The following is a 26,704-nucleotide window of genomic DNA, read 5'->3' as shown; positions in this document are numbered from 1 at the left end:
GGCGCATCGGGAACTTTTGCCGAATCGCGTCCTGCGTAGACTGGAGGCAAGCGATTTGCCAACCCTGCCGATCAGCCATTTCTAAGGAACCGCACCACACTTATGGCCTCACGTAAACCAGCCAAGAAGAAGCCTGCCCAGGGCCACCCAGCCCGCCGTACCGGCGCCAGCAACGTGCCTTTCGAGTCGGAAGTGCGCCAAGCTCTTCAGCCATTCAAGTCCTCGCTCTTCCGCCACTTCCATGAAGAGGGCCAATCAGCCAGCGAGACCCGTGCAGCGCTGGAAGGCCTGACCACCCTGCTGACCGTTCATGCCCAGCTGCGCAAGAGCGTTGACGTCAAAACCCTGGATCCGACGATTCTGGGCGAGCAGCTCGGCCACCTGACCTCGCTGGGCAAGGAAGTTTCGGAAGCCAGCGCTGCGATCCTCAAGCATTACCTGACTTTCCTGGGCACGACCGCTAATTTCGGCGGAAGCGTGGATGAGTTCAAGCAGACCTTCGAGTTCCTCTCCCGCATGGCCGGGGATTCGCCAATTGTGGCCCCTTACCTCGAAGATGACGAGGCCAACGGCAACCTCGAAGCGATGCCTTTCGTTTTCGCGGCTCGCGAATTGATCGACTGGGTTGGCGAAGGCAAGCCAACGACCCCTGCTGGAGTGCTCACCGGGGAGACGTTGCAGGATGCAGCCGGCGCACTTGGCTTATTCGTCAAGGTAGATGAGTCAGCCGGCATTCCAGAGGATTCCCAGTGGGAGCCGGAAGACGGCACGGTTGTTTCGTCGCTGGCCGACGTTCCACGCCTGTCGGCATATTGGGATGCATTGATCGGCACGGCCATGCTGCGCTACGAGGCACCGAACGCGACCCCCACGGAGTCGCTCAGCGATGCACTGCTGGCATCCAGCGGGCAAGGCGCACGCCTGGTCAAGGAGCTGATTGCCGAGGTTCTCTATTCGCATATCCTGATCAACACCTTGGAGGAGCCGGGCAAGGCGCAGATCGCCGAGATGGTAGCCGGCGTATTGAGCAATGCCGCATCATCAACCCCGCCGCGTGCCGAGTTTGCGTTGCAGGTTCCAACCGAAGAAGACCTGCCCGCCGAGCAGCATCACCTGATTGCCAGCCTCGAAGAGGTGGTCCCCCAGGTCGAGTCGCTGCTGCGGGTTTTCGAACGCGAAGGCCTTGTCGAGATCAACGACGAGATCACGGTTCCCGTTGTCTTGCGTTCTTCGCTGGAACGCGCTCTGGCCAAGGTTTCGGATCACGTCTTGAAGGGCGCCGAAGAAGCAGCAGATCCTCAGGCTTAGGGCTCCAAAAACGACGAAGGTGCGGGAACGATCAAGTTCCCGCACCTTCGTCGTTGAATCATCGATCAGATGCTGCGCGTCGCCAACTCGGCATCATGCCGTGGCAGGCGATCAAACCATGGGTTCTCGCCCGGCTTGCCAACATTGACGACCAGGAAGGACTTATGGTTGTTGTCTGCGTTAATCGCGGCATCTACCGCATCGCTGTCAAAGCCACCCATCGGGCCAGCCGCCAGACCAACTGCGCGGACAGCCATGATGAAGTAGCCAGCCTGCAGCCACGCATTATTGCTGCCCACTGCGGTGCGGACTCCAGCGTCCTGGAACATCTCCTTGCGTTCCGGAGCGTGGGGGAAGAAATTCGCGAATTCCTCGTGCCACTCGGTATCGAACGATAGAACAGCCAAGGCAGGTGCCGAAAGCGCCTTCGCGGCATTGCTTCCGGGCATGGTGCTCGCTACTGCCTGACGCGCTTCAGGACTCTTGATCCAGGTGATGCGCAACGGCTGGTTGTTCATCATCGTCGGCCCCATTTTCATGGCCTCATAGATTGCGTCCAGCACGTCGTCGGTCACCGGTTCATCGCTGAACGAATTGGCGCTGCGGGCTTCGAAGAACAGCTGATCTGCGGCTGCCTGGCCGATAGCCATCGATTCGTAAAGGTTGGTTTCTGCCTGGACGCTCATGCGGACTCGCTTTCAAGACGGGAAGTTCTCTCCCTAGGCACAACGCCACGTCCTTCAAGCCAATTCCAAGCTAAAATGTGAGTCAGAGCACAGAACTGTGGTCTGGAGTTAAGTTATAAAAGGTACGTTGCATTACTGACAGACAGCGGCGTGCGATGGGGGCACAGCGCCGATGAAAGATCAGTCCGTTTACGCAATGCAACGTACCTTTTAATCACCCTTGGATCCTCAGTGATGCCACTCGCAAAACACCACCGAGTACCTTCTCGGTGATCGGTCTTCACCGATACATGTCTAACTTATCGCGTCCTGCAAAATTCCGAAATCATACTTTAGTAGGAGGGCAGGAGTCAGAATGGGATACTTGCGCGCAGCGCCCAAACGCCGTTTTCGGAACTGGTTGCAAACCTTCCACCGAATGCCCGCATCCTGTCACCCATGCCAATCAGCCCTGTTCCACCCTCGGGCAAACCGTTCGACTTCTTTCCTGAATTCTCTATCTGATTAGTAATTTCCAGGACAGCTTCAGCTCCAACGACCGTGAGCCTGAAAGTGCACTCCCCACCTAAAGCCCCGTGCTTTATCACATTCGTTGTACCTTCTTGCATGACGCGATAAATCGCAGTTTGGGCAGAACGGGGCAATTCGGAAATTTCCTCATCCGTGGTGGAGATCACCTTGAAATTTGCATCTTTTAGCCTCTGGACAAAAAGTTCTGCACCCTGAAGCGCATAAACAGTTGTAGCAGCCGGCTTGTCATTGCTGCGTGACAATGAATCAGCCATGGTTCCGTCAGCCCTCAGGACATTGAGCATTAGGCGCAGGTCATGCAAGGTTTCAGTACTCAGCTTGGCGATGATATCGAGCGCTTCGAGAGCCTTCTGCCCATCGTTGGCGAATTTCGCAGCTTTCGACTGCATGGCCACTACCGTAATGTCATGGGCGACAATGTCGTGCAGGTCCCGTGCGATATTCTTTCGCTCCCGGTCGACAGCAAGACGAGTCTGTTCCTCGACGGTTTGCATTTGCCGAAGCGCAACAGCGTTCTTCTCGCGCAAAAGGTAGATGCTTCTGGTCACGACATAGGCCATCGCAGCCAAGGGAACCACCGCGATTAAAAGCACCGCATCGCCATGCGCCTGGAATGCAAATTGCACGGCCCATGCAGCACAGAGCGTCAGGTAGGCAGCGCGGATGCTGCGCGCCGATGATGTGGCAGCCAGCGCGGAGAATGCCATGAAGGCCACAATGGTCCAGAAGAACATCGCGCCATTGGCCAGGAAAAAGAAAGCCACGGCAATGAAGAGCCCCAGCGCCGCAGCTGTCCAGCGCAAACCCAGAGCGAGAATGATACACAGCCCGAGGCCAACCAAAGAACCCTGCACCGAAATCTCAGGTGAGCCCTCTAGGCCGTCTTGCAACAGCGTGATGACCTCGCTGCTGGACACTGCCAGCAGCACTACGATCCCTACCCAGACAATGACACCCCGGCCAGCGAATAGCTTGGCCAGGGTGCCTTTGAGTCGTTCATTCATATGCCGAATAATTCACGGCGACGTCAGTCAAGTCAAATGTCGATGCTCTAGGAGCAGGCCACCCCATAGTTCCTGCAGAACCAAGCGGCGAAGTCAGCTCCCCAACCAGCAGGCGTGGCAACCGAACCGCCGTTAATGGCCGATGCCGGAGCAGCGGAGGCCGGAGCAGCAACCACTGCTACAGGCGACAGTGCCAATGCGGCGATTGCCAGCATTTTAAGACCTTTCATAACAAACCCCCATCACGTCTACTTATATACTTTCAGGTGAGCAGGACGTCGCAGGGACTTCACCATCGATCAAAGGAATCAAGTGGAAAAGATCAAGGTTCTTATCGTCGATGATGAACCCCTTATTCGTCATGCGTTGGGCACAATCCTAGCAACAGATAGCGGAATTGTAACGGTTAATTCTGTTGAAAATGGGCAGGCCGCCGTCGATTATTGCAAAGACCATCAAGTAGACGTTGTGCTCATGGATTTGCAGATGCCAATTATGGATGGAGTTAGCGCTACTAAAGCCATCAAATCCGTCGAAGACAGCCCATCAGTGCTTGCTATTACCGCCTTTTCCTCCGATGAATATCTGGTTCCTGTTCTGAGCGCTGGGGCCAGTGGATACTTGGTCAAGGATTCTGAGCCGGATGAAATTATCCGCGCGGTTCATGCCGTTCATCAAGGAACGGCAGCCATTTCCCCGTCGGTTTCTTCCGATCTCGTTTCTGCCGTTCGCGAGGCTTACCGCGACAATTCCCAAGACATTCAAGATCTTGCCTATGATCTGGGAATCACCAATCGGGAATTCGAAATTCTAAAGCTGCTGGCCCGGGGGCTAAACAACACCGAGATTTCAAGAACTCTGGCTATTTCCGAGACAACGGTTAAAACCCACATGGCCAAGATTTTCGTTAAGCTGGATGTTCGCGACAGGGTCCAGGCGTTGGTTGCCGCCGCCCGCATGGGACTCATCGAAATCCCGAAGGACTAGCCGCTGGCTGCCTGCCATTTGTGTGAACTCAACCTCTTTGACACCTCTCCCGCTTGGTCCGGGAATATTTGCGCGCCGTATGCGTTGAACATGAGCATAGACCGCTCAAGTTTCTATTAGGAGGCTCACTTGCCAGCATTCTTCGGCGCACCGTCAGATGGCTCGTTTGAGGAATTCCTCTCTCGGTTCCTCTCGTCGCGAGCTCAAGCTGCGCGCCCCATCGACATCACGCGTCTGCTTTCTGCCCGTACCCACGAAGCGGTAGCCACCGCGGCGGCGATTTCCCAAGAGCACGGCCATGACGAGATCGATTCGCTGCATCTGCTGATGGCTTTGCTGCGCACCGAACCAGTTGGCGAGCACCTGACCGCCATGGGAATCGACATCGAGGCTTTGAGTGCCGACGCCATCGCACGCATGCCCAAGGCACAAGAGCGGGGCGAGAAGCCGTCCCGCCTCTCGTCGGCAGCCCAGCGCAGCCTCTTTGACGCCTACCAGGTTGCCCGCAACTACGGCTCGACCTACATCGACCCGGATCACCTTTTCCTGGCCTTCGTCTTCAACCCGGAATCGCCGGTCAGCCAGCTCTTGGCCCAGCACGGTGTCACCGGCCAGTCGCTGCAGCAAGCTGCCATGGAGCAGGCCCAGCGGGGCAGCAATGATGCCCAGAACCAGAACGATACCGAGTCCGACGTGTCCATGCTGGAACGCTACGGAACCGATCTGACCTTGCTGGCAGCAGACGGCCAGATCGATCCGGTGATCGGCCGCAAAGAGGAGCTGGACCAGGTGGTTGAGATCCTGGCCCGCCGCACCAAGAACAACCCAGTGCTGATCGGCGAGGCCGGCGTGGGCAAGACCGCCATTGCCGAGGGCCTGGCCCGCGCCATCATCGACGACGAGGTTCCAGCGCAGCTGCGCAATGCGGCCCTGATCTCGGTGGACCTTCCGGGCATGCTCGCCGGCACCCGCTACCGCGGCGATTTCGAACAACGGCTAACCGGCCTGCTCGACGAGGTAGCCGCCGCCGAAGGCCAGGTGCTGCTGTTCATCGATGAGATGCACCTGCTGGTCGGTGCTGGTTCCGGCGAGTCCGGAAACATGGATGCCGCGAATATCCTCAAGCCGCGCCTGGCGCGCGGCGAGCTGCACATGATCGGCGCCACCACGCTGGATGAATTCCGCAAGGTGGAGAAGGACAGCGCGCTGGCACGGCGCTTCGGCAAGGTCACTGTCGCCGAGCCATCGGAGGAAACCGCGTTGGCCATCTTGGAAGGGCTGCGCGAATCCTACGAGGAGCACCACCAGGTGCAGTACACCCCCGAAGCGCTCAAGGCCGCGGTCACGCTCTCTGCCCGCTACCTGAGCGACCGGCAGCTTCCGGACAAGGCCATCGACCTGATCGACATCGCCGGCGCCCGCCGCTCCATCGCCGCGGGAGATGCCGAAGACGTGCAGTCCTTGCGCGCCGAATTGGTGGATGCCGAACGCGAGAAGTCGCGCGCCATCGGCGAGGAGCGGTTCGAGGAAGCTGGCGCATGGCGCGACCACATCGCGGAAATGACCGCGCGGATCAAGGCCGCCGAGGAATCCGGCGATGCCGAAGTGACCCGCGTGGTGGACGAAATGCAGATTTCGCAAGTGATCTCCCGCTCCACCGGCATTCCGACCTCGCGCATCTCGGGCGACGACAAGGCGCGGCTGGCATCACTGGAAGATTCGCTGCATGCTTCGGTCATCGGCCAGCACGATGCCGTCGCCGCGGTGGCTCGCGCCGTTCGCCGCAACCGCACTGGAATGTCCCCGGCTGGCCGCCCGATCGGCTCGTTCCTGTTCCTGGGTCCAACCGGTGTCGGCAAGACCGAGCTGGCCAAGGCCCTGGCCGCAAACCTGTTCGGCTCCGCTGATTCGCTGGTGCGCATCGACATGAGCGAATACGGGGAGAAGCACACCGTGGCACGCCTGATCGGTGCGCCTCCGGGCTACGTTGGCCACGACGAGCCCGGCCAGCTCACCGAGAAGATCCGCCGCAACCCGTACTCGGTCGTCCTGCTCGATGAAATCGAGAAGGCCCACCCGGACGTGTTCAACGTGCTGCTGCAGGTGCTCGATGACGGCCGGTTGACCGATTCGGCCGGCCGCACCGTCGATTTCTCCAACACGCTGATCCTCATGACCAGCAACCTCGGCGGCGAGTACCTGGCCAACAAGGCCGGGAACTTCGGCTTCACTTCCGCGAATGCGGCCAGCGAAGCCGGCGAGATCCGCGCCAAGGTCATGGGCAAGGTGCGCGAGTTCATGCGTCCGGAGTTCCTGAACCGCCTGGACGAGGTGCTGCTGTTCTCCAAGCTCTCGCCATCGGAAATCGGCCAGATCGTCAAGCTGGTCATCGCCGAGACCGAGGCGCGGCTGGCAGACCAGGAGCTGAAGCTGGAGGTGAGCGACGCTGCCGTGCAGTGGCTGGCTGGCGAAGGCTACGATCCCGAGTTCGGCGCCCGCCCGTTGCGCCGGCTGGTGCAGCGCAAGGTGCAAGATGCCATTGCGGACCTGCTGATCAGCGATGCGCTTGCCGCTGGCGATACTGTGTCGGTGGACTATGTCGCGGACAAGCTGAAGGTGCAGAAGAAAGTCGACCTGCCGACGCCACCTGCCCACAGCGAGCATGCGCCAAGCTACTTCGATAGCTGAGTCGGCGTCGCCAGTTGAGGCGCTGGTTTGGCTGGGACTGGAATCCCAGCCAAACCAGCGTCTTTTGCTTTTCCGCATTTGGCCTCGTCGACCCGCGGATTGCAGGCGGCCTCTAGCTAAGCGGAGAGACTGGCGGTACCTTTGTCAGCATGGCGAATATTGGAATGATCACCCTCGATGCCCTTGATGAACGGTCAGCGTCTGCCTGGTGGAGGGCGGTCTTGGGCGGGCAATATCTGGGCCAGTACCCGGGATTCACGATGATCAGCGTCCCTGGCTTCAGCGCGCGACTGGGGTTCCAGAAAGTCGATGAGGTAACCGCAGGCAAGAATCGCGTCCATCTGGATTTGGAAGCCGGCTCGAGCCGTGAACAGGAAGTCGCCCGTTTCGTTGCCGCCGGCGCAACCCGCGTTGAGGACCACACCGACGATCCCTCTTTCGGCTGGACCATACTGCGTGATCCCTACGGCATCGTCTTTTGCGTTTCAGACCCGCACGAGGATTGACGCCATGTCGCTGTTCGCCAGGAAAACATCAGAAGCCTCAACGCACCGGGTGCACATCCATTTTGCCCAGCCAATGACCGAACGGCTGCGCAAAGACCATGAGGCGGGCCTGATCGATACGCTGCTGCCCGCATGCAATTCTTCCGGGTCCATCACCAACGCCAAGTCCACGCTGGACGCTGCCGAAGAACCGATCTCCAGCGACATTGAACTCGAAGTGACCACCTCCGATCCGAAGAAGGTGTTTGCCAAGCTGCTCTCTTCGCTCACCGAGAGCGGGCTGGGGCGGGGATCCTGGTTAGTCATCGATGACCAGCGCACCGACGTAGGCGACAGCGAGTACGTTTTGCTGAGAACCAGGCTCGCAGACGTATCGGATGCGCATCTGGAGCCAACCGTCAGGGCGCTGCAGCATGCCTTGGGCGACGGCAGCATCGGTTGGCACGAGGATGTCTACTACCGTCACGATGGCCCGGTATTCGTCTATAACGGCAACTCCGCCCAGGCCATTATCCATACCTTGGAAGCAGAACTGGTCAAGCATCCGTTGCTTAGCAAGGCCGAAATCGCTCCGGTTTCCCCTCAGGAGTAAAAGGACTCGATGGAACTCTCTACCACCAAGGTGCCTTCCGGAGAAGAAGTGCTCTCGCTCTACAACTCGGTCGGCTGGAGCGCTTACACAGACCAGCCAGAGGTGCTCTTCGAAGGCCTGAAGAACTCAGCCTGCGCGATCTATGCCTACGATGACGAACACCAGCTCATCGGTCTTGTGCGTGTGGTCTCAGATAACGCCACCATCTGCTATGTCCAGGACATCTTGGTGCGCCCGTCTGCGCATCGCTCCGGCGTAGGCCGCGCCTTGTTCTCCGCCGTTCAAGCGAAGTATGAGCATGTTCGCCAGCTGGTCCTCATCACCGATGACGAACCCGGGCAACGGGCTTTCTACGAATCCATGGGACTCACCGAGGGGTCGGACTTCCGTCCCGGCGTCATCCGGCTCTTCGCCAAATTCTCTTAACAGATCGCTCCTCGTGGCCTGGCCTATATAGACTGGCCGTTCATCACTTGTGAGGAGTTATTCATGCGCGCCAGGTCGGTTATTGCCCTATCATCGTTGGCTTTGCTTGCAGCAGGGTGCAGCGCCGCTCCTGAGCAAGCAGCGCCCGCTGATTCGACGGTATCTGCGGTCGCTGAATCCAGTCCAGCTGCGAAACCCACGGCAGCATTTCGTGAAACTGCTGAATCTGCTGAAACTAGTCCTGCTACCGTCACTGAAGCCGACGCCAACGTTAATTCAGGACAAGCCTGGGCAGATTCCAAGATTGAGATGTGGAAAGAAAACTCCGGTATCAAGTCCACAAAAGGGTTCTTGTATCCCTACAACCTCATGACCTCCTGGACCTCGCCCGAACCGGGCGTGATCGACATCAAGCTCCCCAACCACATGGTCTTCAACCGCGACGGCATGCAGGAGCCTTACCAAGGACCCGAGGACGAGTTGCGCACGATGGGACGAATCATGTTCGAGAGCATAGGCGAGGCCTCGCCGGAGTTGGAATCCGTCACTTTCGCGACTGAGAACGGCAAGCATTCCGGAACTTATACGCGTGCCCGAACCGGCGCCGACCCTACTGACCGCGAAGCCTGGGCGAACGAAAAATATGTCCAGTGGCTCAGCGGCATGAACGATATCTACGAGTCAATGTGCCACGCGACGATCACCAAGCTGGAGGTCTATCGCGACTGCATACCGTCGGACCCGCATGCCTATGTGAGCAAGGTCGAGTCCCCGGCGCCCGGCGAACTCGTAGTGACCTTGGCCGACGGGCCGTGGATCGACGGGGAATACGACTCCTCGCAGATTCCGGGCGTCGACTTCGTTGCGGGAAACATGATCCTCAAGATCAACCAGAAGGCCCATGGCGACGAACAAGTCAAGAAAATCACCGTTACCGCGAGGGACGGCAAGGAATCGGACACCGAGCTCCGCGAGAACTGGCAGCAGTAACAGTTCGCGCCATTTCGCCGGATGCCCGCCGACGGACCTACGCTAGGTCCCATGAGCACGCCCTACTCCATTCCGTACAACGACTCCGAACTCAGCGCCCTCTGGGACCGCGCAGAGAATGCGAAAGCTGTTGTGGTGCTCGCTCACGGTTCAGGTGCCGGCAAGGATCACGACTTCATGGCTGGCTTTGCGCTAGCCGTTGCGAATCTCGGTGCCAGCGTCCTGCGTTTCAACTTCCCCTACATGGATGCCGGAAAGAAGTTTCCCGACAAGTCTCCCGTAGCGGTTGCAGTTTGGCACCAAGTCCGCCATTGGGTGGAAGAAAACCTTGCTGAGGGCCTGCCCATCTTCACTGCAGGAAAGTCCTTCGGCGGACGCATCGCCTCGCTTGCAGTTGCCGAGGGCATGCCATCGGCAGGCTTGATCTTCCTGGGTTACCCGTTGCATGCGCCGAAGAAGGAAGAGAAGCTGCGCGATGAGCACCTTTACCCGCTTGAAGTGCCGATGCTCTTCCTCGAAGGCACCCGTGATCCGTTTGCCAACCCCGAAAAGATGGAGAACGTGGTCAGCAAGCTGAACTCGCACAGCGAACTTTCCTGGTTCGAAGGTGGCAACCATTCCTTCAAGGTCGCCCGTTCCGGCCGCACTGTGTCCCAGGACGGCGCATGGCTCGCGGATCCTGCTCTCGACTTCATCGCCAAGCACACCGCGTAGCCCAGCAGCCCTAGTCCACCTGCTTTTCCAGGAATCGATAGACCTCGGTTTCATCCACGCCGGGAAAGGCACCGGTCGGCATGGCCGCCAGCAGGTGCGTATTGGCACGCGTTGCAGGCCACGCATTGCCGAACCATTGGCTGGACAGGTCGGCAGGTGGTCGGCGGCAGCAATTCTCGTCTGGACAGGTGGACTGGCAGCGTTCCTTGGTATCGCGTCCCCGGAACCACTTCACGTGTTCAAAAGGCACGCCAATGGATAATGAATACAGCCCCGAAGAGTGGCGCTCGGTGCGTGCGGTGCACCAGAAGGTTCCATTGACGGTATCGGTGTACTGCTCGAAGGAGCGGAACTTGTCCATCTGCTCGAACACCACTCGGCTTGTCCAATAGCGGCAGATGGTCTGCCCCTCAATGGCACCGGTGTGGTCGGCCGGGAAATTCACCCGATCATTTTCATAGGCCTTGTGCAGAATGCCTGATTCGTGGACTTTCTGGAAGTGGCAGGTCATTCCCAGATGCTCGGTGGCAAGGTTGGTGAAGCGGTGGGCCGCGGACTCATAGGACACGGCGAAGGCATCGCGCAGATCCTCGACGGCCAATTCACGATTGTCTTTGGCGCGCCGCAGGTACTCCACCGTGGACTTCTCCGGCATCATCAATGCCGCTGCAAAATAATTGGTCGCCACGCGCTGCGAGAGGAAATCGAAATAATCGGTTGGCGGCTTATGCCCCAATACATGATGCCCTAGCGCCTGCAACAGCACCGAGCGGGGATCATGTTCCGAGCGGTTGGTCTGGGTCAGGTAGATGCGCTTGTTCTTCTGATCAGTCACCGAACGCGTGGAATGCGGAAGATTGCCCACGAAGCGCAGGCTGAATCCCAGATGCTCGGCAATATCCGCTGCTCGATGATGCGAGAGCGGGCCTGCATCGTGCCCAACAGCCGCGAGGACCTTGGCGGCTTCCTGCTCAATGTCCTTGTAGTAGTTATTCCGCTGGCGCATCTCATGGCGCAACGCGGTATTGGCCCGCCGCGCTTCCTCAGGGGTAGCGGCTTGCTCATTCAAACGGCGTTCCAATTCATTCTGCAAACCCACCAACGACTCGAGAACATCCATCGGCAGGCGTGCGCCAACGCGCACAGTCGGCAATCCCAAGGAAGCGTACAAGGGGCCGCGCTGGGCACGTTCCAATTCGATCTCCAAGGCAGCGCGTCGCGATGGCGGTTCGGTCCCCAGAAGATCATCGACGCCGACTTCCAAAGCGCCTGCCAAGGATTTGAGCAAAGAGAGCTTCGGTTCGCGCTTTCCGTTTTCAATCAACGACAGTTGGCTCGGCGCGGTATCGACCAGGGCCGAAACATCATCCAAGGTCAGTTGCTTGCTTTTGCGCAGAAAACGGATTCTCCGGCCTAGGGCGATGGAGTCGAGTTCCGTATCTTCGCTGCCAGCGTCGTTGCCCGCTGAGTTCACTGAGCGATTCCATGTGGTTGCAGTCACATATCAAGATTAGGCCAAAAACCAGGAAATTTACCAGATCTTCCTGCTTTGACGGTAATTCTTTGACCCATCCTGAGTTCGGCATCAAAACTTTCCAGTTCTTCTTTCATGCCGGGACGAGCTTCTCTCATCAAACACACAGCCGTTCTGCGGAATCATCGTTGCCGCACACACGTTGAAACTTCAAAGACGCTTTCCGAGGAGGAGCATGCACGCAATTTCTACCAGCCCGCTACCCGTCACGTGCCCTGCCCACGACCCACCCCAAACATTGGTCATCGTCGGAACCGATGGCGCAGGCAAGAGCAACAGCATCGATGCCCTGGTGCATCAGTTGCGCAACGAACGCATTCAAGCACGCAAACTCGCAAACGTCGCCGCCCGAAGCTGGCTGACCAAATTCTCCCGCGCGGCGGGAATCGCCTTCCCGACCTTCACCCAGGATTTCCTCGAAACGTCCATCCGCTGCTTCAACGTTGCACGCAACACGTTCATTGCCGCGCATTCCCCCGGGCTCAGCGTGATGGACCGCCACCTTTATTGCCAGCTGGTGCTGCGGCGCCTGCGTGGACATCCTGACGGATTGCTCCTGCCCTGGCTTGCCCGGAAAAGTACCGAGGAGGCGAGAATTGTCCTGCTCGATGTGGATCCCCACCTTGCCTTAAAGCGAATCAATACCCGCGGCACAGACGAAGAAAGCTTGGAGTACCTTGAAGCGAGCCGAGCTGAATACCTCCGCCTGGCGCAACATCATGGCTGGATCATCCTTGATGCCTCGATGCCCACACCCCAGTTGGTTGAACAGCTTCGCATGATCGCCGGCAAGTAGACTCGTCCTATGAGCGAAGCACAGGCATCTCTAGCACCAGGTTCCATCCTCGAATTGGCGCAGAGCACCAAGAAGCAGTGGGAGCTGGGCCAGGTCCGGCTCATTGCCAGCGGCACCCTGGCGCAGGACGGGACTTTGCAGCCCAGCAGCCCGCGCGAAGGCACCTGGCAGCTGTCGATTCGCTCCATAGAGAAAGCCGCAAGCTTCACGCCGGCGCCCTCGGCTCAAGTGTTCACCTTGATCGCCGGCGACTTCGCGCAATTGGAAGTTGATGGGCACCAGCACGGACTGGAACCTCTGCGCCCCCTGAAGTTCGACACCGGCAAGCCCGTAGAGGCGAGCCAGCCCACCGAGGAATTGCTCATCGTCCACGTGGCTGCCGAACCGGCGCAGGTGCGGGCCACCGTTCGCATTGTGGAACTGTCCAAGAAGCGCGAGCAGTACCTCTTTGACGGGCAGCTGGGCATCATGGTTCAAGGTTCTGCCAAGCTCTTGCTCGGCGACAGCGAACAGCAGCTGAATCTGCGCGACACCGTCGTAGGCTCCGATGCCGCTGAACCACGCATCTCGGGCCGCGGCTTCATGGCCGTAGTCTCTTTCGACCAGCCTTAACCCGTTCCAGCGCTCCTACCCATTTTCGCAAGATCCGCGGATCTTCGCGCCCGCCTCTTGCGGCTCCGGCCAGCCATCCCGAGGTATGAGTGCAATCCCCATCGCTCATCCGAAAGCGTCCGCGACCCGTCCGAAACTCGGACATTTCACGTTTCCTGGCTCGTTCCACGGCGAACTAATGGGCGAGCCAGCACCTGCGGATTACCGGAATTGCCAGCTCACCGGCGATTCGTGGGCTTCTGCGAAGGTCCGTTTTGAGAGGCCCTTCCCCCTTCAGCTGCCCGAGGTTTGAGTTAAATTTCATTCTTCTTCGCAGCCGAATCGGTCACTTTCACTAATTTTCCATGTTTTGGCTCACAATCACCGCAAGAACCCGAAAATTTTCATTTTCGCGAAGAACCGCAAATCTTAATTCAAAAAACCTCTGGTGAACCCCTTGCCCCTGCGGAAAAGTAGTTGTCACGAAGAAGTTCACAAGATCACCTTCCGATCAACATGAACCCGCAGCTTGTGCGAAGGAGCCAAGGCAATGACTACCGAGAACACCAACGAAACCTCGATCGACAACCGCATCGCAGCCATCGAAACCGACTGGGAAAACAACCCCCGCTGGGCCGGCGTCACCCGCGATTACAGCGCCGCAGACGTTGTGAAGCTCCAGGGCCGGGTCCAGGAAGAGCACACCCTGGCCAAGCGCGGATCCGAGAAGCTGTGGAAGCAGCTCACCGAGGAAACCCCTACCGGCGGCTACACCAACGCATTGGGCGCACTGACCGGCAACCAGGCAGTGCAGCAGGTCAAAGCCGGCCTGCGAGCCATCTATCTTTCGGGCTGGCAGGTGGCAGCAGATGCCAACCTCTCGGGCCAGACCTACCCGGACCAGTCGCTGTACCCGGCGAACTCGGTGCCGCAGGTTGTCCGCCGCATCAACAACGCCTTGCAGCGTGCCGACCAGATCGAATTCTCCGAAGGCATCCAGACCGTCGAGGACTGGATGGTCCCGATCGTCGCCGACGCGGAAGCCGGCTTCGGCGGCCCGCTGAACGCCTACGAGCTGATGAAATCCATGATCACCGCGGGCGCCTCGGGCGTCCACTGGGAAGACCAGCTGGCATCCGAAAAGAAGTGCGGCCACCTCGGCGGCAAGGTGCTGATCCCGACCCAGCAGCACATCCGCACCCTGAACGCGGCCCGCCTGGCTGCCGATGTGGCTGGCACCCCTTCGGTGGTCATCGCCCGCACCGACGCCGAAGCGGCAACGCTGATCACCTCGGATGTCGACGAGCGCGACCAGGAATTCATCACCGGCGAGCGCACCCCCGAAGGCTTCTACAAGGTCCGCAACGGCATCGAGCCATGCATCGCCCGCGCCAAGGCCTACGCACCGTATTCGGATCTGATCTGGATGGAAACCGGCACCCCTGACCTGGAGCTGGCCCGCAAGTTCGCCGAAGCAGTCAAGAAGGACTTCCCGGACCAGATGCTTTCCTACAACTGCTCGCCATCGTTCAACTGGAAGAAGCACCTGGACGACGCAACCATCGCCAAGTTCCAGCGCGAACTCGGTGCCATGGGCTTCAGCTTCCAGTTCATCACCCTGGCCGGCTTCCACGCCTTGAACCACTCGATGTTCGATCTGGCCCAGGGCTACGCGAAGGACGGCATGAGCGCCTACGTCGAGCTGCAGGAACGCGAATTCGCATCCGAGGCTGCCGGCTACACCGCCACCAAGCACCAGCGCGAAGTCGGCACCGGCTACTTCGACGCGATCTCCACGGCGCTGAATCCCAACGCCTCCACCCTGGCCCTGGTGGGATCCACCGAAGAAGGCCAATTCCATTAGACCCTGATGGGTCGATGGTGCTAGCCGGCAAAGGCGCCGGCTAGCACCAACACCATTTACAAGTTTTTAAGGACGCTGCCATGAACTCCCCCATCACCCTGAACAACATCACCATTACCGCTACCCCCGTTCGCTACCAGGAGCAGATCCTTACCAGCGAAGCCCTGGACTTCCTTTCGGCCCTGCACACCGCATTCGAACCGCGCCGTGCCGAACTGATGCAGCGCCGCCAGGTCAACCGGGCCCGCATTGCCAACGGCCGCGATCCGAAATTCCTGGACGAGACCCGCGCAATCCGCGACGATGATTCATGGCAGGTGGCCCCGATTGCACCGGGGCTGGAAGACCGCCGGGTGGAAATCACCGGCCCGATCGAACGCAAGATGGCCATCAACGCGCTGAACTCCGGCGCCAAGGTCTGGCTGGCCGACATGGAGGACGCATCCTCGCCGACCTGGCAAAACGTCATCAAGAACCAGGTCAACCTGATCCGCGTGCTGGATCAGGAACTGGACTTCACCGCACCTGATGGCCGCGAGTACAAGCTGAACACCTACGACTTGAAGCAGCTGCCGACCATCGTGGTCCGCCCTCGCGGCTGGCACCTGCCGGAGAAGCACCTGCTGGTTGCCGGCACGCCGATGTCCGGTGCGCTGGTGGACTTCGGACTGCACTTCTTCCACAACGCCAAGCGTCTGCTGGCCGCCGGACGCGGTCCGTACTACTACCTGCCGAAGCTGGAAAACCACCTGGAGGCGCGGTTGTGGAACGACGTGTTCAACCTGGCCCAGGACCTGATGGATATCGATCGCGGCACCATCCGTGCCACCGTGCTGATCGAGACCATCACCGCAGCCTTCGAGATGGAGGAAATCCTCTACGAGCTGCGCGAGCACTCCTCGGGGCTGAATGCAGGACGCTGGGACTACATCTTCTCGATCATCAAGAACTTCCGTTCCCGCGGACCGCGCTTCGTCTTCCCGGATCGCGACACCGTCACCATGACCGCACCGTTCATGCGGGCCTACACCGAGCAGCTGGTGCGTGCATGCCACCGCCGCGGCGCTTCGGCCATTGGCGGGATGAGCGCTTTCGTTCCGAACCGCAAGGACGCCTCGATCAACGAGATGGCCTTCGGCAAGGTCCGCGAGGACAAGGCCCGCGAAGCCGCTGACGGCTTCGACGGCTCCTGGGTGGCCCATCCGGACCTGGTGCCGGTGGCCCGCGAGGTGTACGACGAGGTGCTGGGCGAGAACCCCAACCAGTTGCAGCGCACCCGCGAAGATGTGGAGGTGTCGGGTGCTGCCCTGCTGAACGTGGAAAGCGTGACCGGCAAGATCACCGAACGCGGCATCCGCGACAACATCGAGATCGGCATCCGCTACATCGAGTCCTGGCTGCGCGGCAATGGCGCGGTGGCCCTGCGCAACCTGATGGAAGATGCCGCCACCGCGGAGATCTCCCGTTCGCAGCTGTGGCAGTGGATCCACCAGTCGGCAATCACCGACGAGGGCGAGATCATCACCCGCCGCTGGGTACAGGAACTGACGGAGGAAACCATGGATTCCCTGGAGCGCTTCGAAGGCGATCGCTTCGAGGAAGCCGTGGAGATCTTCGAGGCTTGCGCACTGCGCGACGACTTCCCGACCTTCCTGACCAAGAACGCCTACCTGCGCTACCTGGACGCACCAGCGCGCACCTTGGAAATGGCAGGCTAGGCAACCGCCAGACCTGGCCGGCAAGAAACAGTCGTCCCTGAACACCGGCCGCGGGAAACGGCATTCACCAGTTGGCAACCGATCCAACGGGTGAGTGCCGTTTTTCGTGCGCAAAAGTGGATACGCTTTACCCATGGCCTTCCAGTTCAAGAACCCGGCCGAGGACCTGTGGCAGCCAGACCTGCTTGGCGAGGATTTCTCGCAACGGCCGCTGCCGATGTCCGATGGTTCCACCGCGACTCTGGTCAGGCACCGTCCGCGCAGATCGCTGCGCTGGCCGCCTCCGTTGCGCGGAATCGCGGTGCTCTATGTGCATGGCTGGTCCGACTACTTCTTCCAGTCCGAGCTGGCCGAGTTCCTTTCCGAGGCCGGCGCGGATTTCTACGCCCTGGACCTGCGCCACTATGGGCGGAACCTGCCCTTGGACCGGGCCACGGGCATCGCCGAGCACAGCAGCCCCGGCTTCACCACCGATCTGGAAGAGTACTTCGAGGAGTTCGACGCGGCCCATCGGATCATTTCCAGCGCGCATCCGGGAACCCGCTTCGTGCTGCTCGCCCATTCCACCGGCGGGCTCAGCGCGTCACTGTATGCGGCAGCCAACCCGCAGAAGGTCGATGCGCTGGCGTTGAACAGCCCGTGGCTGGAATTCCAGGCCAGCGAGATCGGGCGCACCGCGTTGGCCCGGATCGTCCAGGCTGCCAGCAACCGGAACCCGCACCGCCTGTTGCCCACCGTGGACCCCGGGTTCTACACCCGCACGGTCTCCAGCCAGTTCTCCGGGGAATGGGACTACGACCTGGGCTGGCGTCCAGCCAACGGCTTCAAGCTCACCGCAGGTTTCATTTCTGCGGTCTTCGCAGCGCAAGCCAAGGTGAAGAAGGGGTTGGACCTGCAAATGCCAACGCTGGTGATGCTCTCGGCGGAAGACTACCTGCTGCCCCGCTGGCATGACACCGCTACCCGCGCCGATGTGGCGCTGAATGTGCAGGTCGTTGCCCAGCGCAGCATTGATCTGGGCCGGGAACTGCATCTGGTGCGCCTGCCCGGCGCGCTGCACGATGTGTTCCTCTCGTCGCCGAAGATCTGCTCCAAGGCCTACATGGCGCTGGGTTCATGGCTGGCGGTGGTCAAGAACCGCCAACGGGATTCGCAGCTGGCCTCCGCAATCCGCCGGATCCTTCCTTCCGGCAGCTAGCATGGCCTAGCCCGCTACCCGGTTGGGCACCTGGTCGTTGACCAGTTCCAGCTGCCAGGACCCGGACTCATTGCCAATGATTGCTACCGAGCCATTGCGGATGGTGTCCAGCTTGTAGCCGGCGAAGTGCGAGAGCGTGTAGCGGATAATGGTGCCGTGGCAGATCACCGCGACGTTCTTGCCAGGGTAGTCGGCGGCAATCTGCTCGATGGCGCGCAATCCGCGCTCGACCACCGAATCCAGCGGCTCGATTCCGCCGCCGTGCTTATCCGGCCACAGAGCCAGCGCCTCGGTTTCCACCATGCCCTCGCCCTGCGCGTAGTCGCGCTCGATCAGCAAGTCATAGCTCGGGCCCAATTCAAGACCAAGCCCGTCGGCGATGATCTGCGCGGTCTCGCGCGCACGGGACAGCGGCGAGGAGACGATGGCATCCCACTGGCCGGGCTCCAGCACGGAGACGGCCTCGCGGGCCTGGGCGCGCCCCGTGTCGTTCAAGGGGATGTCGCTTGAACCCTGCAAGCGGCCTTCGAGATTCCATTGCGTCTGTCCGTGGCGGACGAATCCAAGTTTCATGAGCCCCATTCTTCCACCCTGTCCAGTGGCCCGTGTACTGGCTGGTGGCAAAGCTCACGATAGATCTGCAACACTTAAGTGCGTCAAAAATCCTGGGAACACATAAGATTTTCACGGCTGCGTCCTGCCATTTGCACGGGCCCGCCCCATCGAACGCACCCCTTACAGGATCCGAGCATTACTATCGTGAACGAAATAAAGGCGTCTCTCGCCCGCGGGCTGACTGCCCGCCACATCCGCTTCATGGCCCTCGGCTCAGCTATCGGAACGGGCCTTTTCTACGGCTCCTCTTCTGCCATCCAGGCTGCTGGCCCTGCCGTTCTCTTCGCGTACATGATTGGCGGCGCTGCCGTTTTCATCGTGATGCGCGCCATGGGCGAGATGGCTGTCAAGCATCCGGTGTCCGGATCCTTCGCTCACTACGCTTCGCGCTACCTTGGCCGCTTCGCAGGCTTTGTCACCGGGTGGACCTTCGCCTTCGAGATGGCCATTGTCGCGATTGCTGATGTCACCGCGTTCGGCATCTACATGGGATTCTGGTTCCCGCAGGTCGCGCAGTGGATCTGGGTCCTGGCCATTGTCTTGCTGATCGCCGCGATCAACCTGATGAAGGTGAAGGTCTTCGGCGAAACCGAATTCTGGCTGGCCATCGTCAAGGTGACCGCGATTATCGCGATGATCGTTGGCGGCGCGGCGCTGATCATCTTCGGCTTCAATTCCCCTGAGACCGAAACCGCTACCGGCTTCGCCACCCTGATGAGCGCCGGCACCCTGTTCCCCAATGGCTTCGTGGGCCTGCTGCTGTCCTTCTCCGTGGTGATGTTCGCCTTCGGCGGCATTGAAACCATCGGCATCACCGCAGGCGAAGCTGACGATCCGGCCAAGTCGGTTCCGGCTGCCATCAACACCGTGCCGTGGCGCATCCTGCTCTTCTACGTAGCTTCGCTGGCAGTGGTCATGATGCTTTTCGACTGGCGCCAGATCGACGGCTCGGCGTCGCCGTTCGTGCAGATTTTCGACGGACTGGGCATCCCGGCCGCGGCCCACGTGCTCAATGCCGTGGTGATCACCGCGGCCGTCTCGGCGATCAACGCCGATACCTTTGGCGCTGGACGCATGCTCTTCGCCATGTCCGAAATCGGCCATGCCCCGAAATCGTTCGGCCGGATCTCCCGCAACGGCGTGCCATGGATGACCGTGGTCGTCATGGCCATCGTGCTGCTGGTCGGCGTGGTGCTCAACGCCCTGCTGCCCGAAGCGCTCTTCACCATCATCGCTTCCATCGCCACCTTCGCCACCGTCTGGGTGTGGATCATGATCCTGACCTCGTACCTGTCGATGCGGCGCAAGGAAGCCGCGGCGGGCCGTGGACCGGGTGTTGCCCGCGAGTATGCGGTGCCCGGCGGTACCGTAGCCGCGTGGATCGCGTTGGTCTTCATGGTCTTCGTCGTTGTGCTCCTGGCCCTGAGCCCGGCTACACGCGTAGCCCTGTACACCGGCATCGCCTGGCTCGTACTCCTGGCCGTGCTCTTCAAGCTGCTGGTTCGCCCTGCGGCTCCGGTCAAGCAGGACAGCGACTCGCTGCTGGGCTAACCACCGAGAAATAAAATATGCTTGGCTTCGCATATAGCAAAGCCAAGCATATTTTTTCTTCTTACTCGATCTCGGTCAGGGATCCGTTCCGCGGTCCCGGGGAAGCATCCGGGCCCTTGGATGCGCGCTGCTCCTGGATTAGCGCCAAGCTCGCCCAAGCAAGCATGCCGGCAGCAACTATCCACAGGCTGCCCAAACCCAGCCGCAGATAGGCCAGGACGCCACCCAGCGATCCGATGGTGATCATCAGCCACAGCAGTGCGTAGCGTGTCCATAGCATTCGGTAGCCGCCACGATCCGAGCCGGTGGCCAGCCCGATGATTGCTCCGCCCAACGCCTGGCCGAGCTTGACCAATGTGCCGGTCATATACGTCAGGCCCAAGGCAACCTCGCCCGAACGGGTGTAGGAAACATTCACCGCTCCCATGGCGGCGGCCAGCAGCAGCGCCGTCAGCTGCGGCAGGGCCTGCCCTGAAATGGCCGCAGCGAGCAGCAGTGCCGCACTGAAGTACATGGCCACTGGCCGGCGCAGCTTCTCCAGCCGGAGAGTCAGCAGGGTTGCGAGGATGACGCCGCCAACGAAGCAGCCGACCAGTGACATGGCCAGGGCCCATCCGGCAAAATCTCCTGTCATCAGAGCTGCGGAGGAACGGGTGGAGTTGCCTGACATGAACGACAGGAAGTAGCCGCCGAAGTGCACGAATCCGACACCATCGACGAACCCTGCCATCGCCGTAATCGTCCCGGCGAAAAGGATCCCCCGCCATCGAAGATTCTTTGCCACCTGTCTCGCTTTCTCTCGCCATCGCCGTTGTCCCCATTCCGCAGGAACCCTCCCATTATCTCTAGCCGGAGTCGGCAACCACGGATGCGGAATGCCCGGGGAGCAAAAGTTGTTACCTCAAGCATGAGTGAAAATACTGCTGCCCCATCCCTGGAAGAAAAGCGCATCCGCGTCGATATCTTCTCCGACATTGCCTGCCCATGGTGCTTCATCGGCAAGCGCCGCTTCGAGCGGGGTGTCGAAGCGTTCGAATACTCCCAGAACGTGGACGTCTACTGGCATTCGTACCAGCTGGATCCAAGCCTGCCAGAGAACTACGACGGCAGCGAAGCCGAATACCTCTCCAAGATGAAGGGCTTGGGCCAGGAACAGGTGTCCCAGATGCTTGATCATGTCACCGCCCAGGCAGCTGGCGAAGGCCTGGATTACGACTTCGCCAATCTGAAGGTCGCTAATTCCTTCACCGCGCTTCGAGTTCTGGAATATGCCAAGCAGCATGGCGCTGGAAGCGAAATGAAGGAAGCGCTGCTTTCTGCGCACTTCGAAAAAGGCCTGGATACCGGGGATGAAGAAACCCTGCTACAGCTGGCCGGATCGCTAGGCTTGGATACTGGCGAACTCCGCGCAGATCTGGCTTCCGGCGCCTATGCCGAAGAAGTCAACGCAGATATCGCCCAGGCCCGTGAGCTGGGAATCAGCGGAGTCCCCTTCTTCATCATCGATGGGAAGTACGGCATTTCCGGCGCGCAGCCAGCCGAGGTCTTTGCCAACGCCCTGACCCAGGTCCACTCCGGAAACGTGCAGACCCGGTAGCGGGCTATTTAGCGCAGACGAGCTTGCCATCCGAAGTATCGAGCTTGCGTTCTTTTACGAGGCCTTCGAACTTCTCCCCCAGCGCCAGGTCCACCCGGCTTCCCCACTTCGTCTCGTCGTAGATGAAGACGATGCCGGGGATCTGGCGCTGCACGGTGAATGCCTGGGCATAGCCATCAGGTCCGGCAATGACTGCACCGGCTGTATCGGAGAGCGATTTCCACCCGGAAGTCAGCGAAGAAATCTTGAAGCCGCGCTTTTCCAGTGCCTTGGCGGTGTCACCGGCAAGCCCTGGAATGCTGGTCGTATTCAGCACGCGTATTTCTACTTCTGCAGGCGTCTGGTACTTGAAGTCGATGGCCGGGCAGTTTGGATTCTCGATTTCTGCTTCGCTTGGCTCCGGGCTCTCAACTGCGGCGGGTTCGGCACCCAATTTGATCGTTCCATTGAAAACCAGCACGGCGCCGACCAGTACCGCGATCACCAGCAGGGCCATCACGGAGAAAACAATATTCTGGCGTCTGCGGGCACGCTTCTTTGCTTGTCCATCCGAGCTGAAACTCAATTCCTGCTCGTCGACAATATGCGCACCGTGCCATTGCCCCGGATCATCGCGATCACGCATCATTCCACCTTGCTCTGGTCAGCCTTCGGCAGCCGCTGGCCTGAAGGAGACCTCATCGTCATCCTCGTGGCGCTAGCTTATCTAACTGGCGTCCAGATCCAATACGCGCGCGTGTATTACGGAGCGATGATGAAGCGCCGAACGCAGCGCACGGTGCATCCCGTCTTCCAGATACAACACGCCCCGATAGCGCACCACGTGCGGGAACAAGTCGCCGTAGAAGGTGGAATCCTCGGAGAGCAATGTTTCAAGATCCAGGGTCGCTTTGGTGGTGACCAGGTCGGCCAACTTCACCTGCTGAGGGGGAAGGCCGCTCCAATCACGCGTCGACGAATAGCCGTGGTCTGGGTATGGCCGGCCCTCACCGACCGCTCGAAAAATCACTATTCAAGCATACGGACAAACTCTTGCGAGCCCCATATTTCCAGATCAGTGAGGGGTTCGCGGTTGCCGGAGACACCGGTTCCGAAGACGGTGCGGGCTGGCCGCCAGCACCCGGGCTCGGCCCCCGAACGCCGGGAACATAATACAAGTGAATGCGAATAATCGGGCACGCAATGGGAAAATGCAAGGATTGTTACGCTGCGGGAAACGTGGGGGAACCGGGCGTAACTTTAGCTAGTAACAATCGCGTCATAAGGTGCACTCTAGGTTTATGAATAACGTAGTCACCGAGATCCCACTGCTCGATATTTCTACCGCGCGCAATGCTGACGGCTCCTTCAACGAGGAATTCGTAACCGCGCTTCGCGATGCCGCACACCGCGTCGGGTTCTTCCAGATCGTCGGCTACGGCGCGTACGCCGGCCAGGACCAGGAGCTGCTCGACACCATCGCGGAGTTCTTCCGCAAGCCGGTCGAGCAGAAGGTCAAGCTCGATAACCGCAACAGCGCCCAGTTCCGCGGCTACACCCGCATGGGCACGGAAATCACCCGCGGCCGCGCCGACGCCCGCGAGCAGATTGACTACGGACCGGAACGCGAGACCCTGAGCGTCGTTCCCGAGGACAAGCCGTATTTGAACCTGCAGGGCCCTAACCAGTTCCCTGCAGACTTCCCCCAGCTCGAAGAGCGCGCCATGGCGTGGGCCGAACTGATGAACAAGACCGGCCACGAGCTGCTTTCGGCCATCGCCGTAGGCCTGGGCCTGCCCGAAGACCACTTCGATGAGCCATTCGCCGATACCCCGTCATGGATGGGCAAGCTGGTGCACTACGTTTCGGGCGACGTTGTCCCGGAGTCGGGCAACCAGGGCGTTGGCCTGCACGCGGACTACGGCTTCGTCACCCTGCTGCTGCAGGACCAGGTTGGAGGCCTGCAGGTGCAGCCCTACGGCCAGGAAGAGTGGATCGAGGTGCCGCCTACCCCAGGTGCACTGGTAGTGAACCTCGGGGAAATGCTTGAAGTGGCCACCAATGGCTACCTGATGGCCACCATCCACCGCGTCATTGCTCCTCCAGCCGGTGTAGACCGCTACTCGGTGCCGTTCTTCTACTCCCCTCGCCTGGATGCAGTGATCGACAAAGTCGAGCTGCCAGCCGACCTGGCTGCCGACGCCCGTGGCGTTTCCGATGATCCAGAGAATCCAATGCTGGCTTCCTATGGCGCAAACGTGCTCAAGGGCTGGCTGCGAGCCCACCCGCAGACCGCGGCCATCCACTACCCGGAGCTGGCCAAAGGGCGCAAGAGCGCCTAGGCATTGAGCTCCTGCGGGGATCAGGAGCCCAACCGCGAATCCTGTTGGCGTCGAGCCGGTGAGAAATTGCCGACCCGGCGCCACAGGTCATTAAAGCGGCTTGCTCATTCAAGGCTTGAAAGCACGCAGAATTCATTTCCCTCAGGATCAGCCATCACGATCCAGCTCTCGTCCTCTTGCTGGCCCACTTCGGCATAGCTGGCCCCCAAGGCAAGGAGACGGTCGACTTCTTCTTGCTGGCTGGAGCCTTGAGGACGCAGATCCAGATGGAGGCGATTCTTGACGCTCTTGGCTTCAGGCACTTGAGCGAACGTCAGCTTCAACCCGTGCTCGCCTTGGGCTTCGGATCCAATGCTGACCAATCCGGCTTCTTCTTCCAGCACCTCGAAGTCCAGTGCTTCGCACCAGAACCTGGCCACCAGCATCGGGGTGGCGCAATCGACAGCGATTTCGCTCAATACACTTGCCATAGTCTTACCTTGTCGAAAGATTGCTGAACAGTTGCCACGGATACTACCCCTCAGATTCGGGCAATGCCGGCAAGCAAAAAAATAATGTCTCGGGACATCGTTCGTACGATGTCCCGAGACATTACATTGGCGGAGGATAGGGGATTTGAACCCCTGAGGGCGTTAACCCAACACGCGTTCCAGGCGTGCGCCATAGGCCGCTAGGCGAATCCTCCTCAGTTTGCTCCGAGGAGCAGGATCCAGCATATCTAAATTCTCGCTCAATCACGAATCGAGCACTCGCCCGACGATCCCCGGAGCATCTCCAAGGTGCCAAACCCCTGAAATTCGGCGGTATTTCACCTTTTCACCACCTCGATTCTTTCTTTGAGAACCGCAGTTTGAACAGATCGATACTGTAAGCATGAGTAAAAGAGAGGCATTTCACAGCCAAGATGATCCTCGGCGGCTGCCCATTAGCCCTCCGGGGACAAGGCGCATCCCCGGAATTGACGGGCTTTGGGCAGCGAACCTGGATAAGGACAATCTCTTTACCCAGATTGCCGCCACCGCCACACACCTCTACGAGCAGCCACCGGTCTCAAGTTCCGCCCAAGGGCTGGAACGGCTGAAGGCCATTGCACGGTTGCACAGCATGCTCGATGCTGCCGAGGCAGCAGTATTGGCCGATAGCTACGAATATTTGGTTGCCGAGACAGTCAGCCAGGGATCCCAAGAACCTCTGCTGGATGACCTTGGGGAATTTGAAGAGCCCGTTGAAGATCAATCCGCATATTTCTACGGCGTCAATCGTTCCGATGAATCGCTGATCCGTTCATCTTTTGTCGCCGAAGCAGCGGTGGCCCTGCGATCCTCAGAAAGGAAAGTCCAGGACAAGTTATTCTTTGCCGAAGGGCTGCGCCATCTTTGCCCAGATATCTTGGACGCGCTGAGCGTCGGCGAGATCACGACGAGATCCGCGCAAGAGATCGTCAAGCACTCCCAGGATCTAGCACCCGAGGATGTGCAGCTGATGCAGCAAACCTTGCTGCCGTTAGCTCGGCAGGCCACCGACTCCGCAGTTGCCCAACGCGCTCGGAAAATGCATGAACGCCTGCACCCCAAGCCGATCGAGGAACGCCACAAGAAAAGTGCAGAGGACCGCAAGGTCATCTATTGGCACGAGGCCAATGGCATGAGCGTCATCCAACTCCACCTGCCAGCAGAAAAAGCATTGGCCATCATCAATACGGTCAATTGGCATGCAGTACGCAATGCTGATCCAGATGATCACCGGACCGAACAGCAACGACGGCTGGATATTATCTGCGATGCCTTGCTCGATGGCTGGCCGGCAACCGAAGGGACCCCGCTGAAAGCCCGTGTCGCTGTCACGATTCCTGCCCTGGAAATGCTCGCTGATCCTAAACGCGCATTGGCGGATCTCGAAGGCTACGGACCCATCCCCGTAGGGACGGCACTGCTGATTGCCAAGGATGCCCCGTCTTTCATCAAGGTGCTCACCGACCCCTGGTCCGGGGCGGCCATAGACGTCGGCCGCGAAAAGTACCGTCCGTCGAAGGCACTGCGTGATCTGCTGCCGAGCCGGGATGTGGTTTGCAGATTCCCAGGATGCAATCGGCCAGCCGAATCAGCTGAGATAGACCATATCGATGCATGGGCCAAGGGCGGGCATACCACCCGGAGCAACACTCATCTATTGTGCAAGCGGCATCAGATGTTCAAGCATGTGCTGGGGTGGCAGGCGACATACCTTCCGGACGGTTCGGTGAACTGGCGCTCCCCCAACGGCATGATCTGCGTTGAGCTTCCCGGCAGCGTCACCAGCGTGCAGAACTTCGATTTCGAGAAAGAGCAAACGCCCATGCTGCCGACCATCGAACTCAATGACCGTGTTCGCCGCGTGCTTGGCTGGTTAGAACCGCCTGAAGAAAGCACCGCCTGAGAACTAACAGCAACCCTGCTCAGGATTGGCCAGTTGAGATCAAGCGCACGCCTGCCGATTTTATCCAAGCGC

General features: G+C 59.8%; 25 protein-coding genes and 1 tRNA gene. 17 read left to right on the top strand and 9 right to left on the bottom strand.

Annotation, left to right across the window (positions count from 1 at the left end; genetic code table 11):
- The first annotated feature begins 102 nt into the window (after positions 1 to 102).
- Positions 103 to 1,308 (top strand): hypothetical protein, encoded by a 1,206-nt coding sequence (locus BKX98_RS11865; protein ID WP_073707385.1) that lies wholly within the window; start codon positions 103 to 105, stop codon positions 1,306 to 1,308.
- 65 nt (positions 1,309 to 1,373) lie between these two features.
- Here BKX98_RS11865 and BKX98_RS11860 read toward each other — a convergent pair whose 3' ends face one another.
- Positions 1,374 to 1,994, bottom strand: coding sequence for a malonic semialdehyde reductase (locus BKX98_RS11860; protein WP_073707384.1), 621 nt, complete (start codon positions 1,992 to 1,994; stop codon positions 1,374 to 1,376).
- Between the two features lie 350 nt (positions 1,995 to 2,344).
- Complete coding sequence (locus tag BKX98_RS11855; protein ID WP_073707383.1) at positions 2,345 to 3,529, bottom strand: sensor histidine kinase; 1,185 nt, start codon at positions 3,527 to 3,529, stop codon at positions 2,345 to 2,347.
- 312 nt (positions 3,530 to 3,841) lie between these two features.
- Here BKX98_RS11855 and BKX98_RS11850 point away from each other — a divergent pair, with 312 nt between their 5' ends.
- The 7 genes from BKX98_RS11850 to BKX98_RS11820 all read left to right on the top strand — a co-directional run bounded on the left by BKX98_RS11850 (position 3,842) and on the right by BKX98_RS11820 (position 10,432).
- Entirely contained in the window at positions 3,842 to 4,516 is a 675-nt protein-coding gene (locus BKX98_RS11850) for a response regulator transcription factor (RefSeq protein WP_073707382.1), read from the top strand.
- A 129-nt stretch (positions 4,517 to 4,645) separates the two neighbouring features.
- Complete coding sequence (locus BKX98_RS11845; RefSeq protein ID WP_073707381.1) at positions 4,646 to 7,204, top strand: ATP-dependent Clp protease ATP-binding subunit; 2,559 nt, start codon at positions 4,646 to 4,648, stop codon at positions 7,202 to 7,204.
- A 149-nt stretch (positions 7,205 to 7,353) separates the two neighbouring features.
- Positions 7,354 to 7,710, top strand: a complete 357-nt coding sequence (locus BKX98_RS11840) for a VOC family protein (protein ID WP_038992519.1) — start codon at positions 7,354 to 7,356, stop codon at positions 7,708 to 7,710.
- Between the two features lie 4 nt (positions 7,711 to 7,714).
- A complete protein-coding gene (locus BKX98_RS11835; protein WP_143181104.1) occupies positions 7,715 to 8,302 on the top strand; it encodes a hypothetical protein in 588 nt (195 codons plus the stop codon).
- A 9-nt stretch (positions 8,303 to 8,311) separates the two neighbouring features.
- On the top strand, positions 8,312 to 8,728 hold the full coding sequence (locus tag BKX98_RS11830; RefSeq protein ID WP_073707379.1) for a GNAT family N-acetyltransferase: 417 nt from the start codon (positions 8,312 to 8,314) through the stop codon (positions 8,726 to 8,728).
- A 63-nt stretch (positions 8,729 to 8,791) separates the two neighbouring features.
- The gene (locus BKX98_RS11825) at positions 8,792 to 9,718 is read left to right on the top strand and encodes a hypothetical protein (protein WP_073707378.1); all 927 of its coding nucleotides are present in this window, start codon (positions 8,792 to 8,794) and stop codon (positions 9,716 to 9,718) included.
- A gap of 51 nt (positions 9,719 to 9,769) precedes the next feature.
- Positions 9,770 to 10,432 (top strand): alpha/beta family hydrolase, encoded by a 663-nt coding sequence (locus BKX98_RS11820; RefSeq protein WP_073707377.1) that lies wholly within the window; start codon positions 9,770 to 9,772, stop codon positions 10,430 to 10,432.
- 10 nt (positions 10,433 to 10,442) lie between these two features.
- Here BKX98_RS11820 and BKX98_RS11815 read toward each other — a convergent pair whose 3' ends face one another.
- On the bottom strand, positions 10,443 to 11,906 hold the full coding sequence (locus BKX98_RS11815; protein ID WP_198934374.1) for a helix-turn-helix transcriptional regulator: 1,464 nt from the start codon (positions 11,904 to 11,906) through the stop codon (positions 10,443 to 10,445).
- A gap of 235 nt (positions 11,907 to 12,141) precedes the next feature.
- Between BKX98_RS11815 and BKX98_RS11810 the strand changes: the two genes are divergently transcribed.
- The 5 genes from BKX98_RS11810 to BKX98_RS11790 all read left to right on the top strand — a co-directional run bounded on the left by BKX98_RS11810 (position 12,142) and on the right by BKX98_RS11790 (position 18,133).
- Complete coding sequence (locus BKX98_RS11810; protein ID WP_083586825.1) at positions 12,142 to 12,762, top strand: AAA family ATPase; 621 nt, start codon at positions 12,142 to 12,144, stop codon at positions 12,760 to 12,762.
- A 9-nt stretch (positions 12,763 to 12,771) separates the two neighbouring features.
- Positions 12,772 to 13,374 (top strand): HutD family protein, encoded by a 603-nt coding sequence (locus BKX98_RS11805; protein ID WP_052254112.1) that lies wholly within the window; start codon positions 12,772 to 12,774, stop codon positions 13,372 to 13,374.
- A 529-nt stretch (positions 13,375 to 13,903) separates the two neighbouring features.
- Positions 13,904 to 15,217 carry an isocitrate lyase gene (gene aceA / locus BKX98_RS11800; RefSeq protein ID WP_038993781.1) on the top strand — a complete coding sequence of 438 codons (1,314 nt, stop codon included), beginning with the start codon at positions 13,904 to 13,906 and terminating at the stop codon, positions 15,215 to 15,217.
- Positions 15,218 to 15,297: 80 nt separating this feature from the next.
- On the top strand, positions 15,298 to 16,935 hold the full coding sequence (gene aceB, locus BKX98_RS11795) for a malate synthase A (protein WP_073707374.1): 1,638 nt from the start codon (positions 15,298 to 15,300) through the stop codon (positions 16,933 to 16,935).
- 133 nt (positions 16,936 to 17,068) lie between these two features.
- Positions 17,069 to 18,133, top strand: coding sequence for an alpha/beta hydrolase (locus tag BKX98_RS11790; protein WP_073707373.1), 1,065 nt, complete (start codon positions 17,069 to 17,071; stop codon positions 18,131 to 18,133).
- 6 nt (positions 18,134 to 18,139) lie between these two features.
- Here BKX98_RS11790 and BKX98_RS11785 read toward each other — a convergent pair whose 3' ends face one another.
- Complete coding sequence (locus tag BKX98_RS11785; protein ID WP_073707372.1) at positions 18,140 to 18,706, bottom strand: histidine phosphatase family protein; 567 nt, start codon at positions 18,704 to 18,706, stop codon at positions 18,140 to 18,142.
- Between the two features lie 186 nt (positions 18,707 to 18,892).
- On the opposite strand from BKX98_RS11785, the gene BKX98_RS11780 reads away from it, so the two are divergent.
- Positions 18,893 to 20,299 carry an amino acid permease gene (locus tag BKX98_RS11780; protein ID WP_073707371.1) on the top strand — a complete coding sequence of 469 codons (1,407 nt, stop codon included), beginning with the start codon at positions 18,893 to 18,895 and terminating at the stop codon, positions 20,297 to 20,299.
- Between the two features lie 61 nt (positions 20,300 to 20,360).
- Here BKX98_RS11780 and BKX98_RS11775 read toward each other — a convergent pair whose 3' ends face one another.
- Positions 20,361 to 21,083, bottom strand: a complete 723-nt coding sequence (locus tag BKX98_RS11775; protein ID WP_143181103.1) for a YoaK family protein — start codon at positions 21,081 to 21,083, stop codon at positions 20,361 to 20,363.
- A gap of 123 nt (positions 21,084 to 21,206) precedes the next feature.
- Between BKX98_RS11775 and BKX98_RS11770 the strand changes: the two genes are divergently transcribed.
- Entirely contained in the window at positions 21,207 to 21,896 is a 690-nt protein-coding gene (locus BKX98_RS11770) for a DsbA family protein (RefSeq protein WP_073707369.1), read from the top strand.
- 4 nt (positions 21,897 to 21,900) lie between these two features.
- On the opposite strand, the gene BKX98_RS11765 is transcribed toward BKX98_RS11770, so the two are convergent.
- Positions 21,901 to 22,521 (bottom strand): LytR C-terminal domain-containing protein, encoded by a 621-nt coding sequence (locus tag BKX98_RS11765; protein ID WP_073707368.1) that lies wholly within the window; start codon positions 22,519 to 22,521, stop codon positions 21,901 to 21,903.
- An 81-nt stretch (positions 22,522 to 22,602) separates the two neighbouring features.
- On the bottom strand, positions 22,603 to 22,905 hold the full coding sequence (locus BKX98_RS11760; RefSeq protein ID WP_038993786.1) for a type II toxin-antitoxin system VapB family antitoxin: 303 nt from the start codon (positions 22,903 to 22,905) through the stop codon (positions 22,603 to 22,605).
- A 271-nt stretch (positions 22,906 to 23,176) separates the two neighbouring features.
- On the opposite strand from BKX98_RS11760, the gene BKX98_RS11755 reads away from it, so the two are divergent.
- Complete coding sequence (locus BKX98_RS11755; protein WP_038993787.1) at positions 23,177 to 24,217, top strand: isopenicillin N synthase family oxygenase; 1,041 nt, start codon at positions 23,177 to 23,179, stop codon at positions 24,215 to 24,217.
- 104 nt (positions 24,218 to 24,321) lie between these two features.
- On the opposite strand, the gene BKX98_RS11750 is transcribed toward BKX98_RS11755, so the two are convergent.
- The gene (locus BKX98_RS11750; protein ID WP_066143760.1) at positions 24,322 to 24,687 is read right to left on the bottom strand and encodes a VOC family protein; all 366 of its coding nucleotides are present in this window, start codon (positions 24,685 to 24,687) and stop codon (positions 24,322 to 24,324) included.
- A gap of 127 nt (positions 24,688 to 24,814) precedes the next feature.
- A tRNA-Ser gene (locus tag BKX98_RS11745) sits at positions 24,815 to 24,902 on the bottom strand.
- Positions 24,903 to 25,090: 188 nt separating this feature from the next.
- On the opposite strand from BKX98_RS11745, the gene BKX98_RS11740 reads away from it, so the two are divergent.
- On the top strand, positions 25,091 to 26,632 hold the full coding sequence (locus BKX98_RS11740; protein WP_083586820.1) for an HNH endonuclease signature motif containing protein: 1,542 nt from the start codon (positions 25,091 to 25,093) through the stop codon (positions 26,630 to 26,632).
- The last annotated feature ends 72 nt before the right edge of the window (positions 26,633 to 26,704 follow it).

The organism is Glutamicibacter sp. 0426 (assembly GCF_001906485.1).
Classification (GTDB): domain Bacteria; phylum Actinomycetota; class Actinomycetes; order Actinomycetales; family Micrococcaceae; genus Glutamicibacter; species Glutamicibacter nicotianae.
Note: the sequence above shows the minus strand (reverse complement) of the source record. Positions and strands in the feature narration are given on the sequence as shown.